This window comes from Vulcaniibacterium gelatinicum, assembly GCF_008033445.1.
Classification (GTDB): Bacteria; Pseudomonadota; Gammaproteobacteria; order Xanthomonadales; family Xanthomonadaceae; genus Vulcaniibacterium_B; species Vulcaniibacterium_B gelatinicum.
Map to the genome: position 1 here is coordinate 95169 of NZ_VNKO01000009.1, position 18389 is coordinate 113557.

20 protein-coding genes are annotated in these 18389 nt (G+C 72.1%); 11 read left to right on the forward strand and 9 right to left on the reverse strand.

The window, feature by feature from the left end; genetic code table 11:
- Genes FPV26_RS12635 through FPV26_RS07280 form a run of 3 tightly spaced genes read left to right on the forward strand, consistent with a single transcriptional unit; the run spans position 1 to position 1921 of the window.
- Positions 1–174 carry a hypothetical protein gene (locus FPV26_RS12635; protein ID WP_181952585.1) on the forward strand — a complete coding sequence of 58 codons (174 nt, stop codon included), beginning with the start codon at positions 1–3 and terminating at the stop codon, positions 172–174.
- A complete protein-coding gene (locus FPV26_RS07275) occupies positions 174–854 on the forward strand; it encodes an ion channel (protein ID WP_147653186.1) in 681 nt (226 codons plus the stop codon). Before FPV26_RS12635 ends, FPV26_RS07275 begins: the two co-directional genes overlap by 1 nt.
- A 38-nt stretch (positions 855–892) precedes the next feature.
- On the forward strand, positions 893–1921 hold the full coding sequence (locus tag FPV26_RS07280; RefSeq protein ID WP_147653188.1) for a CPBP family intramembrane glutamic endopeptidase: 1029 nt from the start codon (positions 893–895) through the stop codon (positions 1919–1921).
- A gap of 54 nt (positions 1922–1975) precedes the next feature.
- Here FPV26_RS07280 and ppa read toward each other — a convergent pair whose 3' ends face one another.
- Positions 1976–2530, reverse strand: coding sequence for an inorganic diphosphatase (ppa, locus tag FPV26_RS07285; protein WP_147653190.1), 555 nt, complete (start codon positions 2528–2530; stop codon positions 1976–1978).
- Positions 2531–2665: 135 nt separating this feature from the next.
- Positions 2666–4714: a sodium-translocating pyrophosphatase gene (locus FPV26_RS07290; protein ID WP_147653191.1), complete on the reverse strand. Its 2049-nt coding sequence runs from the start codon at positions 4712–4714 to the stop codon at positions 2666–2668.
- Between the two features lie 209 nt (positions 4715–4923).
- On the opposite strand from FPV26_RS07290, the gene FPV26_RS07295 reads away from it, so the two are divergent.
- Entirely contained in the window at positions 4924–5448 is a 525-nt protein-coding gene (locus FPV26_RS07295) for a hypothetical protein (RefSeq protein ID WP_425473068.1), read from the forward strand.
- 66 nt (positions 5449–5514) lie between these two features.
- Here FPV26_RS07295 and FPV26_RS07300 read toward each other — a convergent pair whose 3' ends face one another.
- Positions 5515–6324, reverse strand: coding sequence for a CsgG/HfaB family protein (locus FPV26_RS07300; RefSeq protein WP_181952586.1), 810 nt, complete (start codon positions 6322–6324; stop codon positions 5515–5517).
- A 123-nt stretch (positions 6325–6447) separates the two neighbouring features.
- Positions 6448–7704 (reverse strand): 6-phosphofructokinase, encoded by a 1257-nt coding sequence (locus FPV26_RS07305; protein WP_147653195.1) that lies wholly within the window; start codon positions 7702–7704, stop codon positions 6448–6450.
- A gap of 115 nt (positions 7705–7819) precedes the next feature.
- Between FPV26_RS07305 and FPV26_RS07310 the strand changes: the two genes are divergently transcribed.
- Genes FPV26_RS07310 through FPV26_RS07320 form a run of 3 tightly spaced genes read left to right on the forward strand, consistent with a single transcriptional unit; the run spans position 7820 to position 10463 of the window.
- Entirely contained in the window at positions 7820–8398 is a 579-nt protein-coding gene (locus FPV26_RS07310; RefSeq protein WP_147653196.1) for an adenylate kinase, read from the forward strand.
- A gap of 43 nt (positions 8399–8441) precedes the next feature.
- On the forward strand, positions 8442–9866 hold the full coding sequence (locus FPV26_RS07315) for a Mur ligase family protein (RefSeq protein WP_147653213.1): 1425 nt from the start codon (positions 8442–8444) through the stop codon (positions 9864–9866).
- A gap of 9 nt (positions 9867–9875) precedes the next feature.
- Positions 9876–10463 carry an LON peptidase substrate-binding domain-containing protein gene (locus tag FPV26_RS07320; RefSeq protein WP_147653197.1) on the forward strand — a complete coding sequence of 196 codons (588 nt, stop codon included), beginning with the start codon at positions 9876–9878 and terminating at the stop codon, positions 10461–10463.
- Here FPV26_RS07320 and FPV26_RS07325 read toward each other — a convergent pair.
- Positions 10460–12457 (reverse strand): bifunctional DedA family/phosphatase PAP2 family protein, encoded by a 1998-nt coding sequence (locus FPV26_RS07325; protein ID WP_147653198.1) that lies wholly within the window; start codon positions 12455–12457, stop codon positions 10460–10462. The two genes, FPV26_RS07320 and FPV26_RS07325, sit on opposite strands and share 4 nt — an antisense overlap.
- 53 nt (positions 12458–12510) lie before the next feature.
- Between FPV26_RS07325 and FPV26_RS07330 the strand changes: the two genes are divergently transcribed.
- Genes FPV26_RS07330 through FPV26_RS07340 form a run of 3 tightly spaced genes read left to right on the forward strand, consistent with a single transcriptional unit; the run spans position 12511 to position 14441 of the window.
- The gene (locus tag FPV26_RS07330; protein WP_147653199.1) at positions 12511–13170 is read left to right on the forward strand and encodes a protein kinase family protein; all 660 of its coding nucleotides are present in this window, start codon (positions 12511–12513) and stop codon (positions 13168–13170) included.
- 21 nt (positions 13171–13191) lie between these two features.
- Positions 13192–14025 carry an SDR family oxidoreductase gene (locus tag FPV26_RS07335; protein ID WP_147653200.1) on the forward strand — a complete coding sequence of 278 codons (834 nt, stop codon included), beginning with the start codon at positions 13192–13194 and terminating at the stop codon, positions 14023–14025.
- Positions 14022–14441 carry a VOC family protein gene (locus tag FPV26_RS07340; protein WP_147653201.1) on the forward strand — a complete coding sequence of 140 codons (420 nt, stop codon included), beginning with the start codon at positions 14022–14024 and terminating at the stop codon, positions 14439–14441. Before FPV26_RS07335 ends, FPV26_RS07340 begins: the two co-directional genes overlap by 4 nt.
- Positions 14442–14472: 31 nt before the next feature.
- Here FPV26_RS07340 and hemL read toward each other — a convergent pair whose 3' ends face one another.
- A complete protein-coding gene (hemL, locus tag FPV26_RS07345; protein ID WP_147653202.1) occupies positions 14473–15756 on the reverse strand; it encodes a glutamate-1-semialdehyde 2,1-aminomutase in 1284 nt (427 codons plus the stop codon).
- Complete coding sequence (gene thiE / locus FPV26_RS07350; RefSeq protein WP_147653203.1) at positions 15753–16496, reverse strand: thiamine phosphate synthase; 744 nt, start codon at positions 16494–16496, stop codon at positions 15753–15755. Before thiE ends, hemL begins: the two co-directional genes overlap by 4 nt.
- A gap of 27 nt (positions 16497–16523) precedes the next feature.
- On the opposite strand from thiE, the gene FPV26_RS07355 reads away from it, so the two are divergent.
- Positions 16524–16754, forward strand: a complete 231-nt coding sequence (locus FPV26_RS07355) for a rubredoxin (RefSeq protein ID WP_246109237.1) — start codon at positions 16524–16526, stop codon at positions 16752–16754.
- Between the two features lie 19 nt (positions 16755–16773).
- Here the strand turns inward: FPV26_RS07355 and FPV26_RS07360 are convergent, their stop codons facing one another.
- Both FPV26_RS07360 and FPV26_RS07365 read right to left on the reverse strand, forming a co-directional pair.
- Entirely contained in the window at positions 16774–17619 is an 846-nt protein-coding gene (locus FPV26_RS07360) for a SirB1 family protein (RefSeq protein ID WP_147653205.1), read from the reverse strand.
- A 40-nt stretch (positions 17620–17659) separates the two neighbouring features.
- Entirely contained in the window at positions 17660–18100 is a 441-nt protein-coding gene (locus FPV26_RS07365) for a DUF192 domain-containing protein (protein ID WP_147653206.1), read from the reverse strand.
- Between the last annotated feature and the right edge of the window lie 289 nt (positions 18101–18389).

Sequence of the window (18389 nt, forward strand, 5' to 3'; positions counted from 1 at the left end):
ATGGCGCGCGGCGGGCAGGTGGTGAAGGCGGGCGTGAGCTTCGGCAGCGCCCTGGCGATCGCGATCTCCTGGAGCGCGAACAAGTCGCTGCTGTGGGCGATCGTGCACGGCCTGCTGTCGTGGCTGTACGTGATCTACTACGCCGTGCGCTACCACTTCCGGTTGCTCGACTGATGCAGGCCCCGGCCCGGCTCCGTGTCTGGGCGGTGCTCGCCCGCCGCCACCCCTCGGCGTTCCTGCTCGCCGCGCAGCTGCTCAGCCTGCTGCTGTACCCGCTCATGGACGAGACCCCGGCCGGGCGCATGCTGTTCGGCGCGGTCGCGCTGGTGGTGGTGCCGCTGGCGGTGTGGGTGGTCAACCGCAGCCCGTTCGTCACCGGCGTGGCCTGGGCGCTGGCGATTCCGGCGGTGGCGCTGACCGTGCTCGGCGTGCTGACGGGGGAGCCGGCGCTGCTGCCGGTCTCGGCCACGCTCGAGGCGCTGCTGTACTTCTACGCGGCCGGCAGCCTGATCTCGTACATGCTGCACGACCACCGTGTCACCGCCGACGAACTGTTCGCCGCCGGCGCCACCTTCACCCTGTTCGCCTGGGGCTTCGCCTACGCCTATTTCGTCTGCCAGGCCTGGTATCCGGGCAGCTTCGGCGGTGCGGTCGAGCCCGATCGCCCGCGCACCTGGATGGAGCTGCTGTTCATGAGCTTCACCGTCCTGTCCGGGGTCGGCATCGGCGACGTGATCCCGCTCGCCGCCCCCGCGCGCGTGCTGGTGATGCTGGAGATGTTCACCGGCGTGGGCTACCTGGCGATGGTCGTGTCGCGGTTGATCAGCCTGACGGTGTTGCGCGGGATACGCTGATCGACGAATGACACACTTCGTTGCCCCGTGTCTTGGCGATGCGGGGCAACGATTGCATCGGAGAGGGAAGGAGGCCGATTGATATCGCCGCCAGGGCGGCGGCCGGATCGTTCCAGTGGCGGCAGGCCACGATCGGGTTGCTGCAGGCACTCGTGTTGCTGCTTGGCTGCCTGCTGCTGCAGGCCGTGGTCCAGCTTTACAGCGCCCGGCACGTGACCGAGTACAGGCTCCGTTTCGACACCATGCCCGAGCGCACGGAACTGCCGTTCAGTTTGGAGCGCCCGGCGCGTTACCCGGATTTGATCCGCCTGGATTGTGCCTTCGCGGCGGGGAACGAGAGCGGTGCCATGGCGCGGCAGGTGAAGTGCCTGGCGGTAGAAACGGCCGATGCGGATGGCAGCGGACCGTTCTGGCTGCAGGAGTTGTTCCCGGAGCAGGCGGGCTGGAAGCTGCCGCCGAGCGGGATGAAGATGGCGGCGTGGCGGGACTTCGGCGAGCTGCGGGTGATGGCGCTGTCGCTGATTCCCACCTTCCTGCTCGCGTTGTTCCTGGCCTGGCGTTACGACTGGCGTGGCGAGCTCGCCGCGCTGGCCCGTTTGCCGGCGACCGCAATCGCCCAGGTCGCCGTCCCCTTCCTGGCCGGAACGGTCTTGCTGGTGGTGGCCGCCAATCTGGGCGCGCTGTTGGGATGGGTGAGACAGCCCGACTTCACTCCCGCACAGCAGGCAGCGTTCTTCGGCACCGGAGGGATGGTGCTGATGCTGCTATGGGCGCCGGTCTGGGAAGAGCTGCTGTTCCGCGGCTGGCTGTACCAGAAACTGCAGGGCGCCCTGCCGCCGTGGCTGGCGGCATTCGCCATCACCGATCTTTTCGTGCTGGCGCATGCGGGCACGGCGCAGGCCATGCCTTATCCGGCCCCATATCTTGGCGCGGTCTTCGTGTTTTCGCTGGCCATGTCCTGGCTGCGCAGGCGGCACCAGTCGTTGCTGCTCTGCATGGCCGCGCACCTGTTCAACAATGCGGTCATGATCGCGGCCATGCTCTGGGTTGCACGCGCCGGGAGTTGAGGCGGTTGCCTCGGGGAGCCGCCCACAGGGCGGCTCCCCGCATCATGGCCGCACTCAGAAGTGCGGCTTGTCCACGTCCGGCGTGGCGTTGTAGCGCGCGATCGCGTCGGTGAGGATGCGCTTGGCCTCGGCGGCGTCGCCCCAGCCGTCCACCTTCACCCACTTGCCCTTCTCCAGGTCCTTGTAGTGCTCGAAGAAGTGGCCGATGCGGTCGAGCCAGTGCTGCGAGACCTGGCCGATGTCCTCGATGTGGGCGTAGCCGCCGAAGATCTTCGGCACCGGCACGGCCACGATCTTCTCGTCGCTGCCGGCCTCGTCGGTCATCTTCAGCACGCCCACCGGGCGCACCCGGATCACCGAGCCCGGCACCAGCGGCAGCGGCAGGATCACCAGCACGTCGGCCGGGTCGCCGTCGCCGCACAGGGTGTGCGGGACGTAGCCGTAGTTGCACGGGTAGCGCATCGGCGTGGACAGGATGCGGTCCACGAAGATCGCGCCCGAGGCCTTGTCCACCTCGTACTTGACCGGCTCGGCGTCCTTCGGGATTTCGATGATGACGTTGATTTCCTCCGGCGGGTTCTTGCCGGTGGGGACGAGGTCCAGGCCCATTGCGTTGCTCCGACGTGACGCGCCCGCTCCCGTGTGCGGGGAGGGGCGGGGGTGGGGGGGAAGGGCGCGCATTTTACGCGGAAAGAAGAAGCCCCGCCGGAGCGGGGCTTCGACCGTGCCCGGGCCGCGTGCCGGCTACAGCAGCGGCACCAGCAGCAGCGCCACGATGTTGATGATCTTGATCAGCGGGTTCACCGCCGGGCCGGCGGTGTCCTTGTACGGGTCGCCCACGGTGTCGCCGGTCACCGCCGCCTTGTGCGCCTCGGAGCCCTTGCCGCCGTGGTGGCCGTCCTCGATGTACTTCTTGGCGTTGTCCCAGGCGCCGCCGCCGGTGGTCATCGAGATCGCCACGAACAGGCCGGTGACGATGGTGCCGATCAGCACGCCGCCGAGCGCGCGGATGCCGGCGCCGGGGCCCATCAGCACGTTGAGCAGGAACGCGACCGCCACCGGCACCAGCACCGGCAGCAGCGACGGAACCACCATCTCCTTGATCGCCGCGCGGGTCAGCATGTCCACCGCGCGCGAGTAGTCGGGCTTGGCGGTGCCCTGCATGATCCCGGGGATCTCGCGGAACTGGCGCCGCACCTCCTCGACCACGCTGCCCGCGGCGCGGCCTACGGCCTCCATCGCCATCGCCCCGAACAGGTACGGAACCAGGCCGCCGATGAACAGGCCGATGATCACCGCCGGGTCGTCGAGCCGGAACGCGGCCGCCTTGCCCACCGCCTCCAGGTTGTGGGTGTAGTCGGCGAACAGCACCAGCGCGGCCAGGCCCGCCGAGCCGATCGCGTAGCCCTTGGTCACCGCCTTGGTGGTGTTGCCGACCGCATCCAGCGGGTCGGTCACCGCGCGCACCTCGGGCGGCAGCTCGCTCATCTCGGCGATGCCGCCGGCGTTGTCGGTGATCGGGCCATAGGCGTCGAGGGCGACGATCATCCCGGCCATCGACAGCATCGCGGTCGCGGCGATGGCGATGCCGTACAGGCCGGCGAGCGAGAACGAGACCCAGATCGCCAGGCACACCGCGATCACCGGCAGCGCGGTCGCCTTCATGGACACGCCGAGCCCCGCGATGATGTTGGTGGCGTGGCCGGTGGTCGAGGCCGCGGCCACGTGCTGCACCGGCTTGAACTGGGTGCCGGTGTAGTACTCGGTGATCCAGACGATCGCGCCGGTCAGCAGCAGGCCGGTCAGCGCGCACAGGAACAGGTTGCCGGCGCCGAGCGGCGAGCTGCCCATCAGCGCGGTGGTGATCGGCCAGAACGCGGCCGCCGCGAGCACGCCGGAGACGATCACGCCGCGGTACAGCGCGCTCATGATGCGGCCGCCCGACTTCGTCTTGACGAAGAACGTGCCCACGATCGAGGCCAGGATCGAGGCGCCGCCGAGCACCAGCGGATACAGCACCGCCTCGCCGCCGACCTCGGCCGCCATCAGGCCGCCGAGCAGCATGGTCGCGATCACCGTGACCGCGTAGGTCTCGAACAGGTCGGCGGCCATGCCGGCGCAGTCGCCGACGTTGTCGCCGACGTTGTCGGCGATCACCGCCGGGTTGCGCGGGTCGTCCTCGGGAATGCCGGCCTCGACCTTGCCCACCAGGTCGGCGCCGACGTCCGCGCCCTTGGTGAAGATGCCGCCGCCCAGGCGCGCGAAGATCGAGATCAGCGAGGAACCGAACGCCAGGCCGACCAGTGCGTGCAGGGCCTCGTCGGTGCCCAGCCCCATCGGCCCGAGCAGCAGCCAGTAGTAGCCGGCCACGCCGAGCAGGCCCAGGCCGACCACCAGCATGCCGGTGATCGCGCCGCCGCGGAACGCCACGTCCATCGCCGGGCCCAGACCGGCGCGGGCGGCCTCGGCGGTGCGCACGTTGGCGCGCACCGACACGTTCATGCCGATGTAGCCGGCCGCGCCCGACAGCAGCGCGCCGAGCGCGAAGCCGAACGCGGTCTGCCAGGTCAGGGCGAAGCCGATGGCCAGGAACAGCGCCACGCCGGCGACCGCGATCGTCGTGTACTGGCGGTTGAGGTAGGCGCGCGCGCCTTCCTGGATCGCGCCGGCGATCTGCTGCATCCGTTCGTTGCCGGCGGGCTGCCTGTTGATCCACCCCGCGGACCACAGGCCATAGAGAATCGCTACCACGGCGCAGGCGAGCGCCAGGATCAGACCGTACTGCTCCAGCATGAACCCTCCCCAAGAGTGGACATCGGACGACAGACGAAGCGAGTTGTTTTTTGCTGCGCCGCGCAACACCCGCGGCCGCAACCCCCCGACTATGGCACAGGGGGCAGGACCGCGGAACCGCGTGGAACTGCGGTGAACGCGGGATTCAGGGCGGCCATGCCAGGCTGCGACCCGGGTCACGCTCCCGTCCGGATCCCATGCGCGTGTCGATGTCGAGCCTGCTGATCGCCTGCGCCCTGCCTTGCGCGGCGGTTTCTTCGCCTCCGGCGGTGGCACCGGCCCCGGAGATCCGGCGCCCGCCCGCGGCGCCGCAAACCATCGGTCAGGTCCATACCCTGCGCCGGATACCCGAAGCCTGCGTGCGCCTCGAAGGGGTGTTCACCGGCGATCCGGCGCAGCCCTACCGGTTCGCCGTGGCGCGCAGCAGCCCGGCGTGCCAGCCGCGCGCGCGGTTCCTGGAGGTCGGCGGCGAGACGGGCCAGGGTCGCCTGGCCACGGAGGAAGGCTGGCGGCTCAACGACGTGATCCGGGTGCCGAGCGCCGCTTGCCCCGGCCTGCAGGCGGTGGTGCGCGTCTGGCGCAAGCCGGGCACGGCCGCCCCGCCCGGCCTGGACGCGCAGGGGCGGGCGCGGATCTACCTGCAGGAGGCCCTGGTCCGGGCGCAGCGCGAGGGGGCAGTGGGCGTGACGCTGTACGCCGCCGAACAGGGCTGGGAAGGCAAGCCCTGCGGATGAGCGCCCGCGCCCCGGTTCGCCCGGTCGGCCGCGACCGCGGGCTTGCGGCGGGATCCTGCCCCGGCGTCAGTCACCCACCTTGAGCCGGCCGCCCTTGCCCAGGCCGCCCTCCACTTGCTGCGGCTGGTATTCGCGCAGGGCGCGCACCAGGTGGTTGTAGGCATCGGCGAAGGCGAGGGCGATCACCTTGCCTTCCGGCGTGTTGCTCCAGGCGCCGAGGCCGCCGGCACCGCCGCCCACGCCGAGTCCGAAGTCGGTCTTGCGCCCCTGGCCCTGGGCCATCGCGATCTGCACCCCGGAGCGGTTGTCAATCAGGGCGAGGATGGTTTCGGATTTCTTGAAGCGCAGGCCGCTGATCAGCGCGCCGGCGATCTCGGCCTTGCCGCCGAACGCGCCGATGAGGGCCCCCAGGCCGCCGGCATTGCTGGTGGAGAAATTGATGCTGGGGTTGAGCGTGTAGTCGGCGGCGACCATCTTGCCCTTGCCGAAGTTGCTGCCGGCGCGGATCTCGCCCATCTCCTGCAGCGCGCGCTCCTGCATCATGTTCTGCATCGCGCGGCCGCGCTCGACCACCACGAAGCAGTTGGACTGCTGGATCAGCATCCGCATCAGCGGGATGGTGGAGGGCAGGCGCAAGTCGCTGGTGAGGTAGCGGTACCAGTCGCCGCCCTGGTCCTCGACCACGGTCAGGGTGCCGAGCGGCGCCTCGCAGCGTTCGAGCGTGGCGGCCGGATCCTTGGCCTTGGCGCCGGCCGTCGCACCGCCGGGTTCGTCGGGCTTGCGCTTGCCCCAGGCCAGCGCCTGGCCGCTGGCGAATGCGCAGGCGGCCATCAGGCAGCCGATCGCGTACCACTTCCACGGATTGCGTGCATGCATGGTCTGGTGTCCTTTCCGGAACGACATGGAAACCCGCCGTGGGCGGCGGGGCGGACGCCAGTCTGGCGAGCCGGGCCGGGCCCGGCTATCGGAAAAATCTGAAATCGTGCCCGGCGCCGGGCTTCAGCCGTGCCACTCCGGCAACTTGCGCGCCACCAGCCGGTTGCGCAGCGCCACGTACTTCGGCAATCCGTCGCGGCCGTACGGCGGATACGCCTCGCCGCGGACCAGCGGTTCGAGATAGCGCCGCGCGGCCGCGGTGATGCCGTAGCCGTCCTGTCGGATGAAGGCCGCCGGCATCTTCTTCTCGTGGTTGGCGATCTGCGTCAGCGGCGCGGGCGCGATCTTCCAGCGGTAGGGTGCATCCGAGGTGCGCACGATCACCGGCATCACGCCGTTCATGCCCTGCAGCGCGTACTCCACCGCCTTGCGGCCGACCGCCTGCGCGTGCGCCAGGTCGGTTTTCGAGGCCAGGTGCCGCGCCGAGCGTTGCAGGTAGTCGGGCAGGGTCCAGTGCACCTTCAGGCCGAGCGCGTCCTTGACCCGCGCGGCCAGGTAGGGCGCCACGCCGCCGAGCTGGGTGTGGCCGAAGGCGTCCTTGCCGCCGCCGGCGTCGGCGACGAACCTGCCGTCCGGGCTGCGGATGCCCTCGCTGGCGACCACCAGGCACCAGCCCACGCGCGCCACCGTGGCCTGCACCCGGGCCAGGAAATCGGCCTCGTCGTAGGGCCGCTCCGGGAACAGGATCAGGTGCGGGGCCTCGTCCCCGGTGCGGCCGGCCAGGCCGCTCGCGGCCGCGAGCCAGCCGGCGTGGCGGCCCATCGCCTCGTACACGAACACCCGGGTCGAGGTCTCGGCCATCGCCGCCACGTCCAGCGCGCATTCGCGCACCGACACGGCGGTGTACTTCGCGGCCGAGCCGAAGCCCGGACAGCAGTCGGTGACGGCCAGGTCGTTGTCCACCGTCTTGGGCACGCCCACGCAGGTCAGCGGATAGCCGAACTCGGCGGCCAGCTGCGAGACCTTGAGCGCGGTGTCGGCCGAGTCGTTGCCGCCGTTGTAGAGGAACCAGCGCACGTCGTGGGCGCGGAGGACCGCGAGCAGGCGTTCGTACTTGCCCCGGTCCTCCTGCAGCGACTTGAGCTTGACCCGGCAGGAACCGAACGCGCCGCCGGGGGTGTGGGCGAGGGCGCGGATCGCGGCCGGCGACTCCTGCGAGGTGTCGTACAGCTCCTCGCGCAGGGCGCCGAGGATGCCGTTGCGCCCGGCGAGCACCTTGACCCGGTGCGCGCGGGCGGTCTCGATCACCGCGGCCGCGGTGGCGTTGATGACGGCGGTGACGCCGCCGCTCTGGGCGTAGAACAGGGTTCCGGCGGGCATGGGAATCCGGGGGCGGACAGGCGGAATGCGGTAAGCTGGCCGCCTTTTCCGGCGGCCCGGCCAGTGTAGCCCCGCGGCGGCCGGCGCGAGTTCATCGTCTTGTGAGGAACGTTGGATGCGACTGGTACTGCTGGGTGCGCCGGGGTCGGGCAAGGGCACGCAAGCGGCGCGGCTGAAGGAGCACCTGCAGGTGCCGCACATCTCCACCGGCGACCTGCTGCGCGCCGAGGTGGCGGCCGGCAGCCCGCTCGGCCTGGCCGCGAAGGAGGTGATGGCGCGCGGCGAGCTGGTGTCCGACGAGATCCTGCTCGGCATGCTCGAGGACCGTTTCTCGCGCCCGGACACGGCGGGCGGCTTCATCCTCGACGGCTATCCGCGCAACCTGGCCCAGGCCGACGCGCTCGGCCGCCTGCTGGCGCGGATCGGCCAGCCGATGGACTACGCGGTCCAGCTCGAAGTGCCGACCGAGCTGCTGGTGGAGCGCATCGCCGGCCGCGCCCGCGCCGAAGGCCGCGCCGACGACAATCCCGAATCGGTGCGCAAGCGGCTGCAGGTGTACACCGAACAGACCGCGCCGGTGATCGAGTACTACCGCCAGCAGGGCCAGCTCACCGTGGTGGACGGCGTGGGCACGCTGGACGAGGTCTTCACCCGCATCCTGGAGGCGATCGCGCCGGTGCGGGAAGTCGGGTGAGGCGACGTTGAAACTGCACATCCTGGGCATCGCCGGCACCTTCATGGGCGGCGTCGCCGCGCTCGCGCGCGAACTCGGGCACGAGGTCGAGGGCAGCGACCAGGCGGTGTACCCGCCGATGTCCACCCAGCTCGAGCGGTTGGGCATCGCCCTGAAGCAGGGCTACGACCCCGCCCACATCGGCGCCGACTGCGACGAGATCGTGGTCGGCAACGCGCTCTCGCGCGGCAACCCGGCGGTCGAGCACGTGCTCGATGCGGGGCTGCGCTACACCTCCGGCGCGCAGTGGCTCGCCGAGCGGGTGCTGCCGGGGCGCGAGGTGTTCGCGGTCGCCGGCACCCACGGCAAGACCACCACCACCACGCTGCTGGCGTTCCTGCTCCAGGCCGCCGGGCGCGAGCCCGGGTTCCTGGTCGGCGGCGTGGCCGAGGACTTCGGCGTGTCCGCGCGCCTGGGCGCCGGCCGCGCGTTCGTGGTCGAGGCCGACGAGTACGACACCGCGTTCTTCGACAAGCGCTCCAAGTTCGTCCACTACCGGCCGCTGGTCGCGATCCTCAACAACCTCGAGTACGACCACGCCGACATCTTCCCCGACGTGGCCGCGATCCAGCGCCAGTTCCACCACCTGGTGCGCACCGTGCCGCGGCGCGGGCGGCTGATCGTCAACGGCGAGGACCCGCGCCTGCGCGAGGTGCTGGCGATGGGCTGCTGGACGCCGGTGACGACCTTCGGCCTGGATCCGAGCCTGCTGCCGGCCGCGCAGCAGCACGCGCTGCACGGCGACCGCGGCGACGAACGCGCCGCCGCGCGCGCCAGTTTCGACTGGACCGCGCGCCTGCTGGCCGAGGACGGCAGCGCGTTCGTGGTCGTGCACGCCGGGCGCGAGCTCGGCGAGGTGCGCTGGCCGCTGCTCGGCCGGCACAACGTGATGAACGCGCTCGCGGCGCTGGCCGCGACGCACGCCGCCGGCGCCGACGTGGCCGCGCTGCTGCCGGCGCTGGCGCGCTTCCACAGCGTCAAGCGCCGGCTCGAGGTGCTGGGCGAGGTCGGCGGGGTCACCGTGTACGACGATTTCGCCCACCATCCGACCGCGATCGCGACCACCCTCGCCGGCCTGCGCGCGAAGGTGGGCCGGGCGCGGATCGTGGTGGCGATGGAACCGCGCAGCAACTCGATGCGCCTGGGCGCGCATGCCGACGCGCTCGCGCCCTCGCTCGACGGCGCCGACGCGGTGGTGTTCCTGCACCGCCCCGAACTGGCCTGGGACGCCGGCAAGGTGGTGGCCGCGCTGCGCGCCGAGGGCGTGGCGGTGCCGGACGTGGAGCGGCTGATCCTCGAGCTGCAGGCGCGGGTGCGGCCGGGCGACCACGTGGTGTTCATGTCCAACGGCGGCTTCGACGGCGCGCCGCGCCGGTTCCTGGCCAGCCTCCAGGCGGCCTCACGCGGAGCATCACCGGCGGCGCCGTAGACTGCGCCCATGCCGAGCCCGAGCGCGCGCGAGACCTTGCCGCTGTTCCCGCTGCACACCGTGCTGCTGCCCGGTGCGGTGCTCGGCCTGCGCGTGTTCGAGCCGCGCTACCTCGACCTGGTGAGCGACTGCCTGCGCGAAGGCCGCACCTTCGGCGTGTGCCTGATCCTGGAAGGCGAGGAGGCCGGCGCGCCGGCTCTGCCCGCGGCGGTGGGCTGCGAGGCGCTGATCGAGGATTTCGGCAGCACCGGCGAAGGCCTGCTCACCCTGCGCGTGCGCGGCGCGCGCCGCTTCCGGGTGCACGCGATCCGGATCCACGACAACGGCCTGGTGCTGGGCGAGGTCGAATGGTGCGCGCCCGAGCCCGAGGATACGCTCGCGCCCGAGCACGCCGTGCTCGGCACCGTGCTGCGCGCGATCCTCGACCAGGTCGGCGGCGAACATGCCGCGGCCGACGACGCCTGCTTCGACCGCGCCGCCTGGGTCGGCTGGCGCCTGGCCGAACTGCTGCCGCTGCCGCACGCGCAACGCCTGGCGCTGCTGGAGGAGGACGATCCGCACGCGCGGCTGCAGCGGATCGTGGAGCTGGTCGGCTAGCGCCCGCCTGGGTGCGTGCGCACCCGCAACACCGCATGGTCGCCGTCGGGATGCGGCGAGAGCGCGAGCTCGAAGCCGGCGAGGTCGGCGCGCAGCTGCGCCTGCGCGTCGCCGGCGTGCGCCTGCGGGCGCCACAGGCCGAACGCGCCGAGCGGGCGGTCGAAGCGCAGGGTCTGGGTGGTGCCGGCCCACAGCGGGGTGCCGTCGCCGAGCCGCGCCGGGGCCGGCCACAGGCGCAGCGCGTGCAGCTGGCGCGGGTCGGGACCGGGACGCAGCAACAGCAGCGCTTCCGGGTGGGCATCGAGCGTGGCCGGCAGCACCGGCTGTTCGGCCGGCGTGCGGTCGGCGTCGAGCAGGCCGAGCGTGGCCACCCAGTCGGCCTGCGGCTGCACCCGCCAGCCGCGCGCCTGCAGCCGCGCCCGCAACGGTTCGAGCGGACCGGCCACCTGCACGTCGAGCGGCCAGCGCCGCTGCGGATCGCGCTCGGTGCGGTGCGCCGGCAGCCGCGCCCAGTCGGCCTGCCACCAGCGTCCGGCGTCCAGCACCAGGGCCGGCGGCGGCGGCGCGAACCGGGCCAGGATCCGTTGCGAGGCCTGCGGCAGGTGCAGCGCCGCCGCGGCCAGGAACACGCCGTAGAACGCGATCGCCAGCGGCCGCATCCAGAACGAGCGCGCCACGTGCCGGCGGTAGGCCAGGCCCAGCACCAGCAGCCAGACCACGCCCGAGAGCACGCCGCCGACCACGTCGCTGAGCCAGTGCGCGCCGAGGTACAGGCGCGCGAAACCGAGCAGGGTCACCGCCACGCCGGCGACCAGGTACGGCCAGACCCGTTCCCGCCCCGGCAGTTCGCGCGCGATCAGCACCGCGAAGAAGCCGAAGGTGATCGTCGCCATCGTCACCTGGATCGAGGGGAAGCCGAAGCCGGCCGCGGCGAGCGAGGGCCGCGGCATGTCCACCAGCGCTTCCAGCCCGGCGGTCAGGGCCAGGCCGAAGGCCAGCGCCGCCAGCCAGTGCGCGGCCGCGATCCAGCGCCGCCGCCACAACAGCCAGCCCAGCACCACCAGCGCCGCCGGCCCCAGCACCTCGACATCGCCCAGGGTCGCGAGCGCGCCCATCAGCCGGTCGGCGAGCGGATTGCGCAGGGCCAGCATTGCCGCGTGCACGCTGTGGTCGAACAACAGCGGCCCGCCCTGCGCCAGCACCGCCGCCACCTGCGCGAACCAGGCCCAGATGATCCCGAACAGGCACGCCGCCAGGATCGCGAGCGAGGCCGACTCCGGCCGGTTGGGATCGATCAGCGCTGCCGCGTAGCGCCCCAGGCGCGGATGCGCATGGGTCCAGCGCAGCGCGCGCGCGAGCAGGGTGTTGGCGTGGCCGGCGAACCAGCGCCAGGTGTAGAGCACGATCGCCCAGACCAGGGCCAGCGCGGCCAGCAGCGTGCCGAGCACCAGCGCCAGCCGGTCGGCCACCGCCGCCACCGCGTCGTAGGACGCGCCCAGCACCCAGCCCGGGGCGAGGAAGGCCGCGGCCCAGCTCGCCGCCGCGAACAGGCTCACCGGCACGTAGCGCCCCAGCGGCATGCGCAGCATGCCGGCGATCGCCGGCACGAACGGCCGCACCGCGCCGACGAAGCGTGCGATCACGATGCCCTTGCTGCCGTGGCGGCGGAACAGCGCCTCGCCGCGGTCGAGCAGCTGCGGATAGTGGGAGAAGGGCCAGTGTCCGCGCAGCTGCGGCCCCCAGCGGTGGCCGATCCAGTAGCTCAGCGCGTCGCCCGCGAACGCCCCCAGCGCGGCGCAGGCCAGGGCGTAGCCGCCGTCCACGTGGCCGAGCCCGACCAGCGCGCCGACCGCGAACAGCAGCGGCAGCGCCGGCACCACGATCCCGACCACCGCCAGCGCATCGCAGAACGCGATCAGGAAGATCAGCAGCCCCGCCGCGTGCGGATGCGCGCCGATCCAGGCGAGGGTGCTGTCGAACCAGGCGCTGGGCATCGCGCGATTATAGGGAGCCGGACCGTGCCGACCGCAGCCACTACACTCGCGTGATGACCGAACCCGTACGCGAGATCGCCGCCCTCAAGGCCGACAGCTTCGGCCGCATCGCCCTGATGCAGGGCCCTGGCGGTCCGTTCGTGCGCCGCGACCTGCGCCACGTGCCGTGGTGGCTGCGCCTGCCCGCCTGGTGGCTGGCGCGGCGCGAGGCGCGCGCGTTGCGTCGTCTCGGTGGCCTGCCGGCCACCCCGCGCCTGCTGCGCTGGGATGGGCGCGTGCTCGACCGCAGCTATCTCGACGGCGAGGTGCTGTACCGGCGGCCGCCGCGCGGCGATGCCGCCTGGTTCCACGCCGCCCGCCGCCTGCTCCACACGCTGCACCGGCGCGGGCTGGCCCACAACGACCTGGCCAAGGAAGCCAACTGGCTGGTGCTCGCCGACGGCAGCCCCGCGATCGTGGATTTCCAGCTCGCCAGCGTCGGCGACCCGCGTTCGCGCTGGCTGCGCCTGCTCGCGCGCGAGGACCTGCGCCACCTGCTCAAGCACAAGCGCACGTATTGCCCGCAGGCCCTGACCCCGGTCGAGCGCCGGCTGCTGCAGCGACGCTCGTGGCTGCGCGAAGCGTGGTTCCGCACCGGCAAGCCGGTGTATCGGTTCGTGACGCGCCGCATGCTCAAATGGGAGGACAATGAAGGCCAGGGGCCGAAACCCTGAGGCCACGCCAAGGAGCCCGCCATGACCACCCTCGAAGGCAAGACCCTCTTCATCACCGGCGCCTCGCGCGGCATCGGCCGCGCCATCGCCCTGCGCGCCGCGCGCGACGGCGCCAACGTCGCCATCGTCGCCAAGTCGGGGGTGCCGAACCCGAAGCTGCCCGGGACCATCCACACCGTCGCCGCCGAGGTCGAGGCCGCCGGCGGCCGCGCGCTGCCGATCCAGTGCGACATCCGCGAAGAAACCCAGGTCGAGGCCGCGGTCGCGGCCACGGTCGAGCGCTTCGGCGGCATTGACATCCTGGTCAACAACGCCAGCGCGATCTGGCTGCGCGGCACCCTGGACACGCCGATCAAGCGCTTCGACCTGATGCACCAGGTCAACGCCCGCGGCACCTTCCTGTGCTCGCAACTGTGCCTGCCGCACCTGCTCAAGGCCGACAACCCGCACATCCTGACCCTGGCCCCGCCGCTGTCGCTGGATCCCAAGTGGTGGGCCCCGCACCTGGGCTACACCCTGGCCAAGATGGGCATGAGCCTGGTCACGCTCGGCCTGGCCGAGGAGTTCGGCCCGCAGGGCGTGGCGGTGAACGCGCTGTGGCCGCGCACCGTGATCGCCACCGACGCGATCAACATGATCCCCGGCGTGGATCCGGCCCAGTGCCGCAAGCCGGAGATCGTGGCCGACGCCGCGCACGCGATCCTGGTCCGCCGCGCGGTGGACTACTACGGCCACTTCCTGATCGACGACGACGTGCTGCTGGCCGCCGGGGTCACCGACTTCGACCAGTACGCGGTGCAGCCGGGCCAGCGCCTGCTGCCCGACCTGTTCCTCGAAGGCGGCATGCACGCATGAGATACCTGCACGCGATGGTGCGGGTGCGCGACCTGGAGGCCTCGCTGCGCTTCTACCGCGACGCGCTCGGCCTGGTCGAGACCCGCCGGCGCGACTACCCCGAGGGCCGCTTCACCCTCGTGTACCTGGCCGCGCCGGAGAACCCCGAAGTCGAGGTCGAACTGACCTACAACTACGACGACGAGGACTACGGCAGCGCGCGCAACTTCGGCCACCTCGCCTTCGCCGTGGACGACATCTACGCGGTGTGCGAACGCCTGCAGGCGCACGGCGTGACCATCCTGCGCCCGCCGCGCGACGGGCGCATGGCCTTCGTGCGCTCGCCCGACCTGATCTCGATCGAGCTGCTGCAGAAGGGCGCGGCGCTGCCGCCGCGCGAGCCGTGGGCCTCGATGCCCAGCACCGGCAGCTGGTGACCGGCGCGGCCGCCGTCCGGCGGCCGTCGCGCTACAGCGCGGCGAAGGCCGCGCGCGCGGCCTCGAGCGTGGCCGCGATCACCGCATCGTCGTGGGCGCTGGAGACGAAGCCGGCCTCGAACGCCGACGGCGCCAGGTACACGCCGCGCTCGCGCATCGCGTGGAAGAAGCGGTTGAACGCGGCCGTGTCGCAGGCCACCGCCTGGGCGTAGGTCTCGACCTTCTCCGCGGTGAAGAACAGCCCGAACATGCCGCCGACGCGGTTGGTGGTCAGCGCCACGCCGGCCGCGCGCGCGGCGGCCTCGAAGCCGTCGCACAGCGCGTGCGTGCGGCGCTCCAGCGCCTCGTGGAAGCCGGGCGCCTGCACCAGCTCGAGCATCGCCAGTCCTGCCGCCATCGCCACCGGATTGCCGCTGAGCGTGCCGGCCTGGTAGATCGGCCCGCTCGGCGCCACCTGCCGCATCAGCTCGCGGCGGCCGCCGTAGGCGCCCACCGGCATGCCGCCGCCGATGATCTTGCCGAAGGTGGTCAGGTCGGGCGTGACGCCATAGCGCGCCTGCGCGCCGCCGAGCGCGACCCGGAACCCGGTCATCACCTCGTCGAAGATCAGCAGCGCGCCGTGCCGCGTGCACAGCGTGCGCAGGTGCTGCAGGTAGCCCTCGCGCGGCGGCAGGCAGTTGGCGTTGCCGACCACCGGCTCGACGATCACCCCGGCGATGTCCTCGCCGCACTCGTCGAACAGCGCCGTGGCGGCATCGAAATCGTTGTAAGGCAGGGTGAGGGTCAGGTCGGCCAGCGCCTTCGGCACGCCCGGCGAGGTCGGCACGCCGAAGGTCAGCGCGCCACTGCCGGCCTTGACCAGGAACGAATCGCCGTGGCCGTGGTAGCAGCCCTCGAACTTCACGATCCGGGCGCGCCCGGTCGCGCCGCGCGCGAGCCGGATCGCCGACAGCGTCGCCTCGGTGCCCGAGTTCACCATCCGCACCATCTCGCACGAGGGCACCAGGCGCGAGATGGTCTCGGCCATCGTCACCTCGAGCGGGTTGGGCGTGCCGAAGCTCAGGCCGTCGCGCGCGGTGCGGATCACTGCCTCCAGCACGTGCGGATGGTTGTGGCCGACGATCATCGGCCCCCACGAGCCCACGTAGTCGATGTAGCGGTTGCCGTCCACGTCGAACAGGTACGGCCCTTCCGCGCGCTGGACGAAGAACGGTTCGCCGCCGACCGACTTGAACGCGCGCACCGGCGAGTTCACTCCGCCGGGCATCAGCTCGCTGGCGCGGGCGAACAGGGCTTGGGAGCGTGCGGTGTTCATGGCGTGTGCTCGTCTGCCTCCCCCGCCTGCGGGGGGAGGACATGCCTGTCTTCCCTCCCCCGCTCGCGGGGGAGGGTTGGGGTGGGGGTGAAGCAGTCCCGGTACGCGCGCGCCGCGGCGACCGGATCGGCCGCCTCGAACACGCCACTGATCACCGCGACCAGATCGGCGCCGGCCGCGACCAGCGCGCGCGCATTGTCCGGGGTAATGCCGCCGATCGCCACCCGCGGCAGCCCCAGCCGCGCCGCCGCGTGCAGCAGCGCCGGGGTGGCGCGGCGCGCGTGCGGCTTGGTCGGCGAGGGAAAGAACGCGCCGAAGGCCAGGTAGTCCGCGCCGGCCGCCGCCGCGGCCTCGGCCCGGGCCGGGTCGTCGTAGCAGGACACGCCGATGAGCGCCTCCGCGCCGAGCCGTGCCCGCGCCGCCGCCACGCCGGCGTCGTGTTCGCCCAGGTGCACGCCGTCGGCGCCGGCCTCGGCCGCCAGCGCCGGATCGTCGTTCACGATCAGCGGCACCCCGGCTGCGGTGCACAGCGCACGCAGCATCGCGGCCTGCGCGCGCCGCAGAGCGGCGTCGGCGGTCTTGTTGCGGTACTGCAGGCAACTGGCGAACGGCAGCACCGCGGCCACCCGCCGGCGCAGGCGTTCGGTGTCGGGCTCGTCCGGCGTGATCAGGTACAGGCCGCGGCGCAGCCGGGCCGGCGCGGGGGCCGGCCGCCGCGGTGGGGCGGGGGACGCATTCATGGCCGTCGGCGGCTCGAAGATGGGACAATGGCGGGCCTGACGGCCCAGCCCGCGCATTATCCGATGACCGACGCCACCGCGACCGCCACCACCTACCGCACCTGGATGTGCGTGGTGTGCGGCTTCATCTACGACGAGGCCAAGGGCCTGCCCGAAGAGGGCATCGCCCCGGGCACGCGCTGGGAGGACATCCCCGACACCTGGACCTGCCCGGACTGCGGCGTGACCAAGGAAGACTTCGAGATGGTCGCCGTCTGAGGCGGCCCGCCGCGCGGACTCAGTGCAGTCGCGGCGCCTCCAGGCCCAGCTCCACCAGCCGCTCGTGCAGCGCCGTCGCGTCGGCCGCTTCCGGCACCAGCTCCAGATAGCGTGCCAGGTCCGCGCGCGCGCCGTGGCGGTGGCCGAGCTGCAGGTAGGCCAGGCCGCGTTCGCGCAGCGCCTCGTGTTCCGCCGGCGCCAGCTTCAGCATCCGGTCGGCGCAGCGTGCCGCGCGCTCCCAGTCCTCGCCTTCGGTGTACGCCGCGTGCAGGTTGCGCAGCACCCGCAGCAGGATCGCGCGGTGCGTGGCCGGGTGCAGGATGTGGCACAGCGCGCGGTCGTCCGGCGCCTGCCCGCCCAGGTGCGGTTGCGCGCGCCGGCGCAACTCCTCCACGTCCAGGGCGCGGCCGCGGTTGAACGGGTCCATCACCAGCATCCCGTCGTCCACCGGCAGCCGCACCAGGAAATGGCCGGGGAACGACACCCCGTCCAGCGGCACGCCAAGCCGCCGCGCCACTTCCATCTGCACCAGCGCCAGCGAGATCGGGTTGCCGCGCCGCCGCTCGAACACCTCGTTCAGATAGCTGTTGCGCGGGTCGTAGTACTGCTCGTGGTCGCCGCTGTAGCCGAGCTCGTCGAACAGATGGCGGTTGATCGCCGCCATCTGCGCGGTCCGTTCCGCGATGCGCTCCACCAGCGGGCGCAGGTGTTCGACATGGCTGCGCGCGAGCGCGTCGTACAGGTCGGCATCGAGCGCGGGGTACTCGTCGCGCGCGATCAGCAGCGCCGTGGCCAGCAGCGGCACCGCATCGTCCCCGAGCGAGGCGAGCTCGTTCCAGTCCGGCAGCGGGAAACGCACGCGCATGGGCGCCAGCCTGCGGGTACGGCCGCGCCGATGCAAGTGCTCAGTGCGGCGTGGCCACGCCGGGCCCGAGCCGCAATTGCATGCCGTTCGCCAGCCCCAGGCGCGCCGCCTCGCCGGCGTTCAGTTCGAGCACATAGCGTGCCGGCGCCTGGCTGGGATACGACGGGCAGCGATCGCCGAGCGTGCACGGCGGTACCTCGCGCTGCTGCGCCACCAGCCGCAGCTGCGCGTCGAAATACAGGATGTCCAGCGGGATTTTCGTGTTCTTCATCCAGTACGCCAGTGGCTCCTCGCGCTCGTGGATGAACAGCATCCCGCGGCCGGGCTCCAGCCGGTCGCGGAACATCAGGCCCCGCGCCCGCTCGTCCGGGTCGTCGGCGACTTCCACGTAATAACGCTCGCCGGCCAGTTCGACCCACGGCTCCCGCGAGCTCGCGCAGCCGCTCGCCAGCAACGCACACAACACGATCCATCCACGCATGCCGCACCTCCGCAAGGGATGAACACCATCGTTACACCACGCCACGCCTGCAAGCACCCCCTTCCCGAACGCCCCCGGCGCGTGCACAATGCGCGCCCCTTGCCGACCGGCGTGCCGGGAGGCGGGGCGGCCGACCGGCGGGAGCGCCCTGAGCGGAGTGGTTTTTTTTGCGGCGGGGTGTTGACGATTCGGCGGAGGGCTGTATGATGTTGGGCTCCCTCGGGCACTGGCCTTGGGGGGCGGGAGGCGGCGCTGAGGCTGCTCCTGTTTGGATCTTTGACAGTGTGCG

Bases quoted from the DNA above. Each gene is read 5' to 3' on its own strand.
- FPV26_RS12635 (WP_181952585.1), top strand. From the start codon at position 1: ATGGCGCGCGGCGGGCAGGTGGTGAAGGCGGGCGTGAGCTTCGGCAGC.
- FPV26_RS07275 (WP_147653186.1), top strand. From the start codon at position 174: ATGCAGGCCCCGGCCCGGCTCCGTGTCTGGGCGGTGCTCGCCCGCCGC.
- FPV26_RS07280 (WP_147653188.1), top strand. From the start codon at position 893: ATGCGGGGCAACGATTGCATCGGAGAGGGAAGGAGGCCGATTGATATC.
- ppa (WP_147653190.1), bottom strand. From the start codon at position 2,530: ATGGGCCTGGACCTCGTCCCCACCGGCAAGAACCCGCCGGAGGAAATC.
- FPV26_RS07290 (WP_147653191.1), bottom strand. From the start codon at position 4,714: ATGCTGGAGCAGTACGGTCTGATCCTGGCGCTCGCCTGCGCCGTGGTA.
- FPV26_RS07295 (WP_425473068.1), top strand. From the start codon at position 4,924: ATGTCGAGCCTGCTGATCGCCTGCGCCCTGCCTTGCGCGGCGGTTTCT.
- FPV26_RS07300 (WP_181952586.1), bottom strand. From the start codon at position 6,324: ATGCATGCACGCAATCCGTGGAAGTGGTACGCGATCGGCTGCCTGATG.
- FPV26_RS07305 (WP_147653195.1), bottom strand. From the start codon at position 7,704: ATGCCCGCCGGAACCCTGTTCTACGCCCAGAGCGGCGGCGTCACCGCC.
- FPV26_RS07310 (WP_147653196.1), top strand. From the start codon at position 7,820: ATGCGACTGGTACTGCTGGGTGCGCCGGGGTCGGGCAAGGGCACGCAA.
- FPV26_RS07315 (WP_147653213.1), top strand. From the start codon at position 8,442: ATGGGCGGCGTCGCCGCGCTCGCGCGCGAACTCGGGCACGAGGTCGAG.
- FPV26_RS07320 (WP_147653197.1), top strand. From the start codon at position 9,876: ATGCCGAGCCCGAGCGCGCGCGAGACCTTGCCGCTGTTCCCGCTGCAC.
- FPV26_RS07325 (WP_147653198.1), bottom strand. From the start codon at position 12,457: ATGCCCAGCGCCTGGTTCGACAGCACCCTCGCCTGGATCGGCGCGCAT.
- FPV26_RS07330 (WP_147653199.1), top strand. From the start codon at position 12,511: ATGACCGAACCCGTACGCGAGATCGCCGCCCTCAAGGCCGACAGCTTC.
- FPV26_RS07335 (WP_147653200.1), top strand. From the start codon at position 13,192: ATGACCACCCTCGAAGGCAAGACCCTCTTCATCACCGGCGCCTCGCGC.
- FPV26_RS07340 (WP_147653201.1), top strand. From the start codon at position 14,022: ATGAGATACCTGCACGCGATGGTGCGGGTGCGCGACCTGGAGGCCTCG.
- hemL (WP_147653202.1), bottom strand. From the start codon at position 15,756: ATGAACACCGCACGCTCCCAAGCCCTGTTCGCCCGCGCCAGCGAGCTG.
- thiE (WP_147653203.1), bottom strand. From the start codon at position 16,496: ATGAATGCGTCCCCCGCCCCACCGCGGCGGCCGGCCCCCGCGCCGGCC.
- FPV26_RS07355 (WP_246109237.1), top strand. From the start codon at position 16,524: ATGGCGGGCCTGACGGCCCAGCCCGCGCATTATCCGATGACCGACGCC.
- FPV26_RS07360 (WP_147653205.1), bottom strand. From the start codon at position 17,619: ATGCGCGTGCGTTTCCCGCTGCCGGACTGGAACGAGCTCGCCTCGCTC.
- FPV26_RS07365 (WP_147653206.1), bottom strand. From the start codon at position 18,100: ATGCGTGGATGGATCGTGTTGTGTGCGTTGCTGGCGAGCGGCTGCGCG.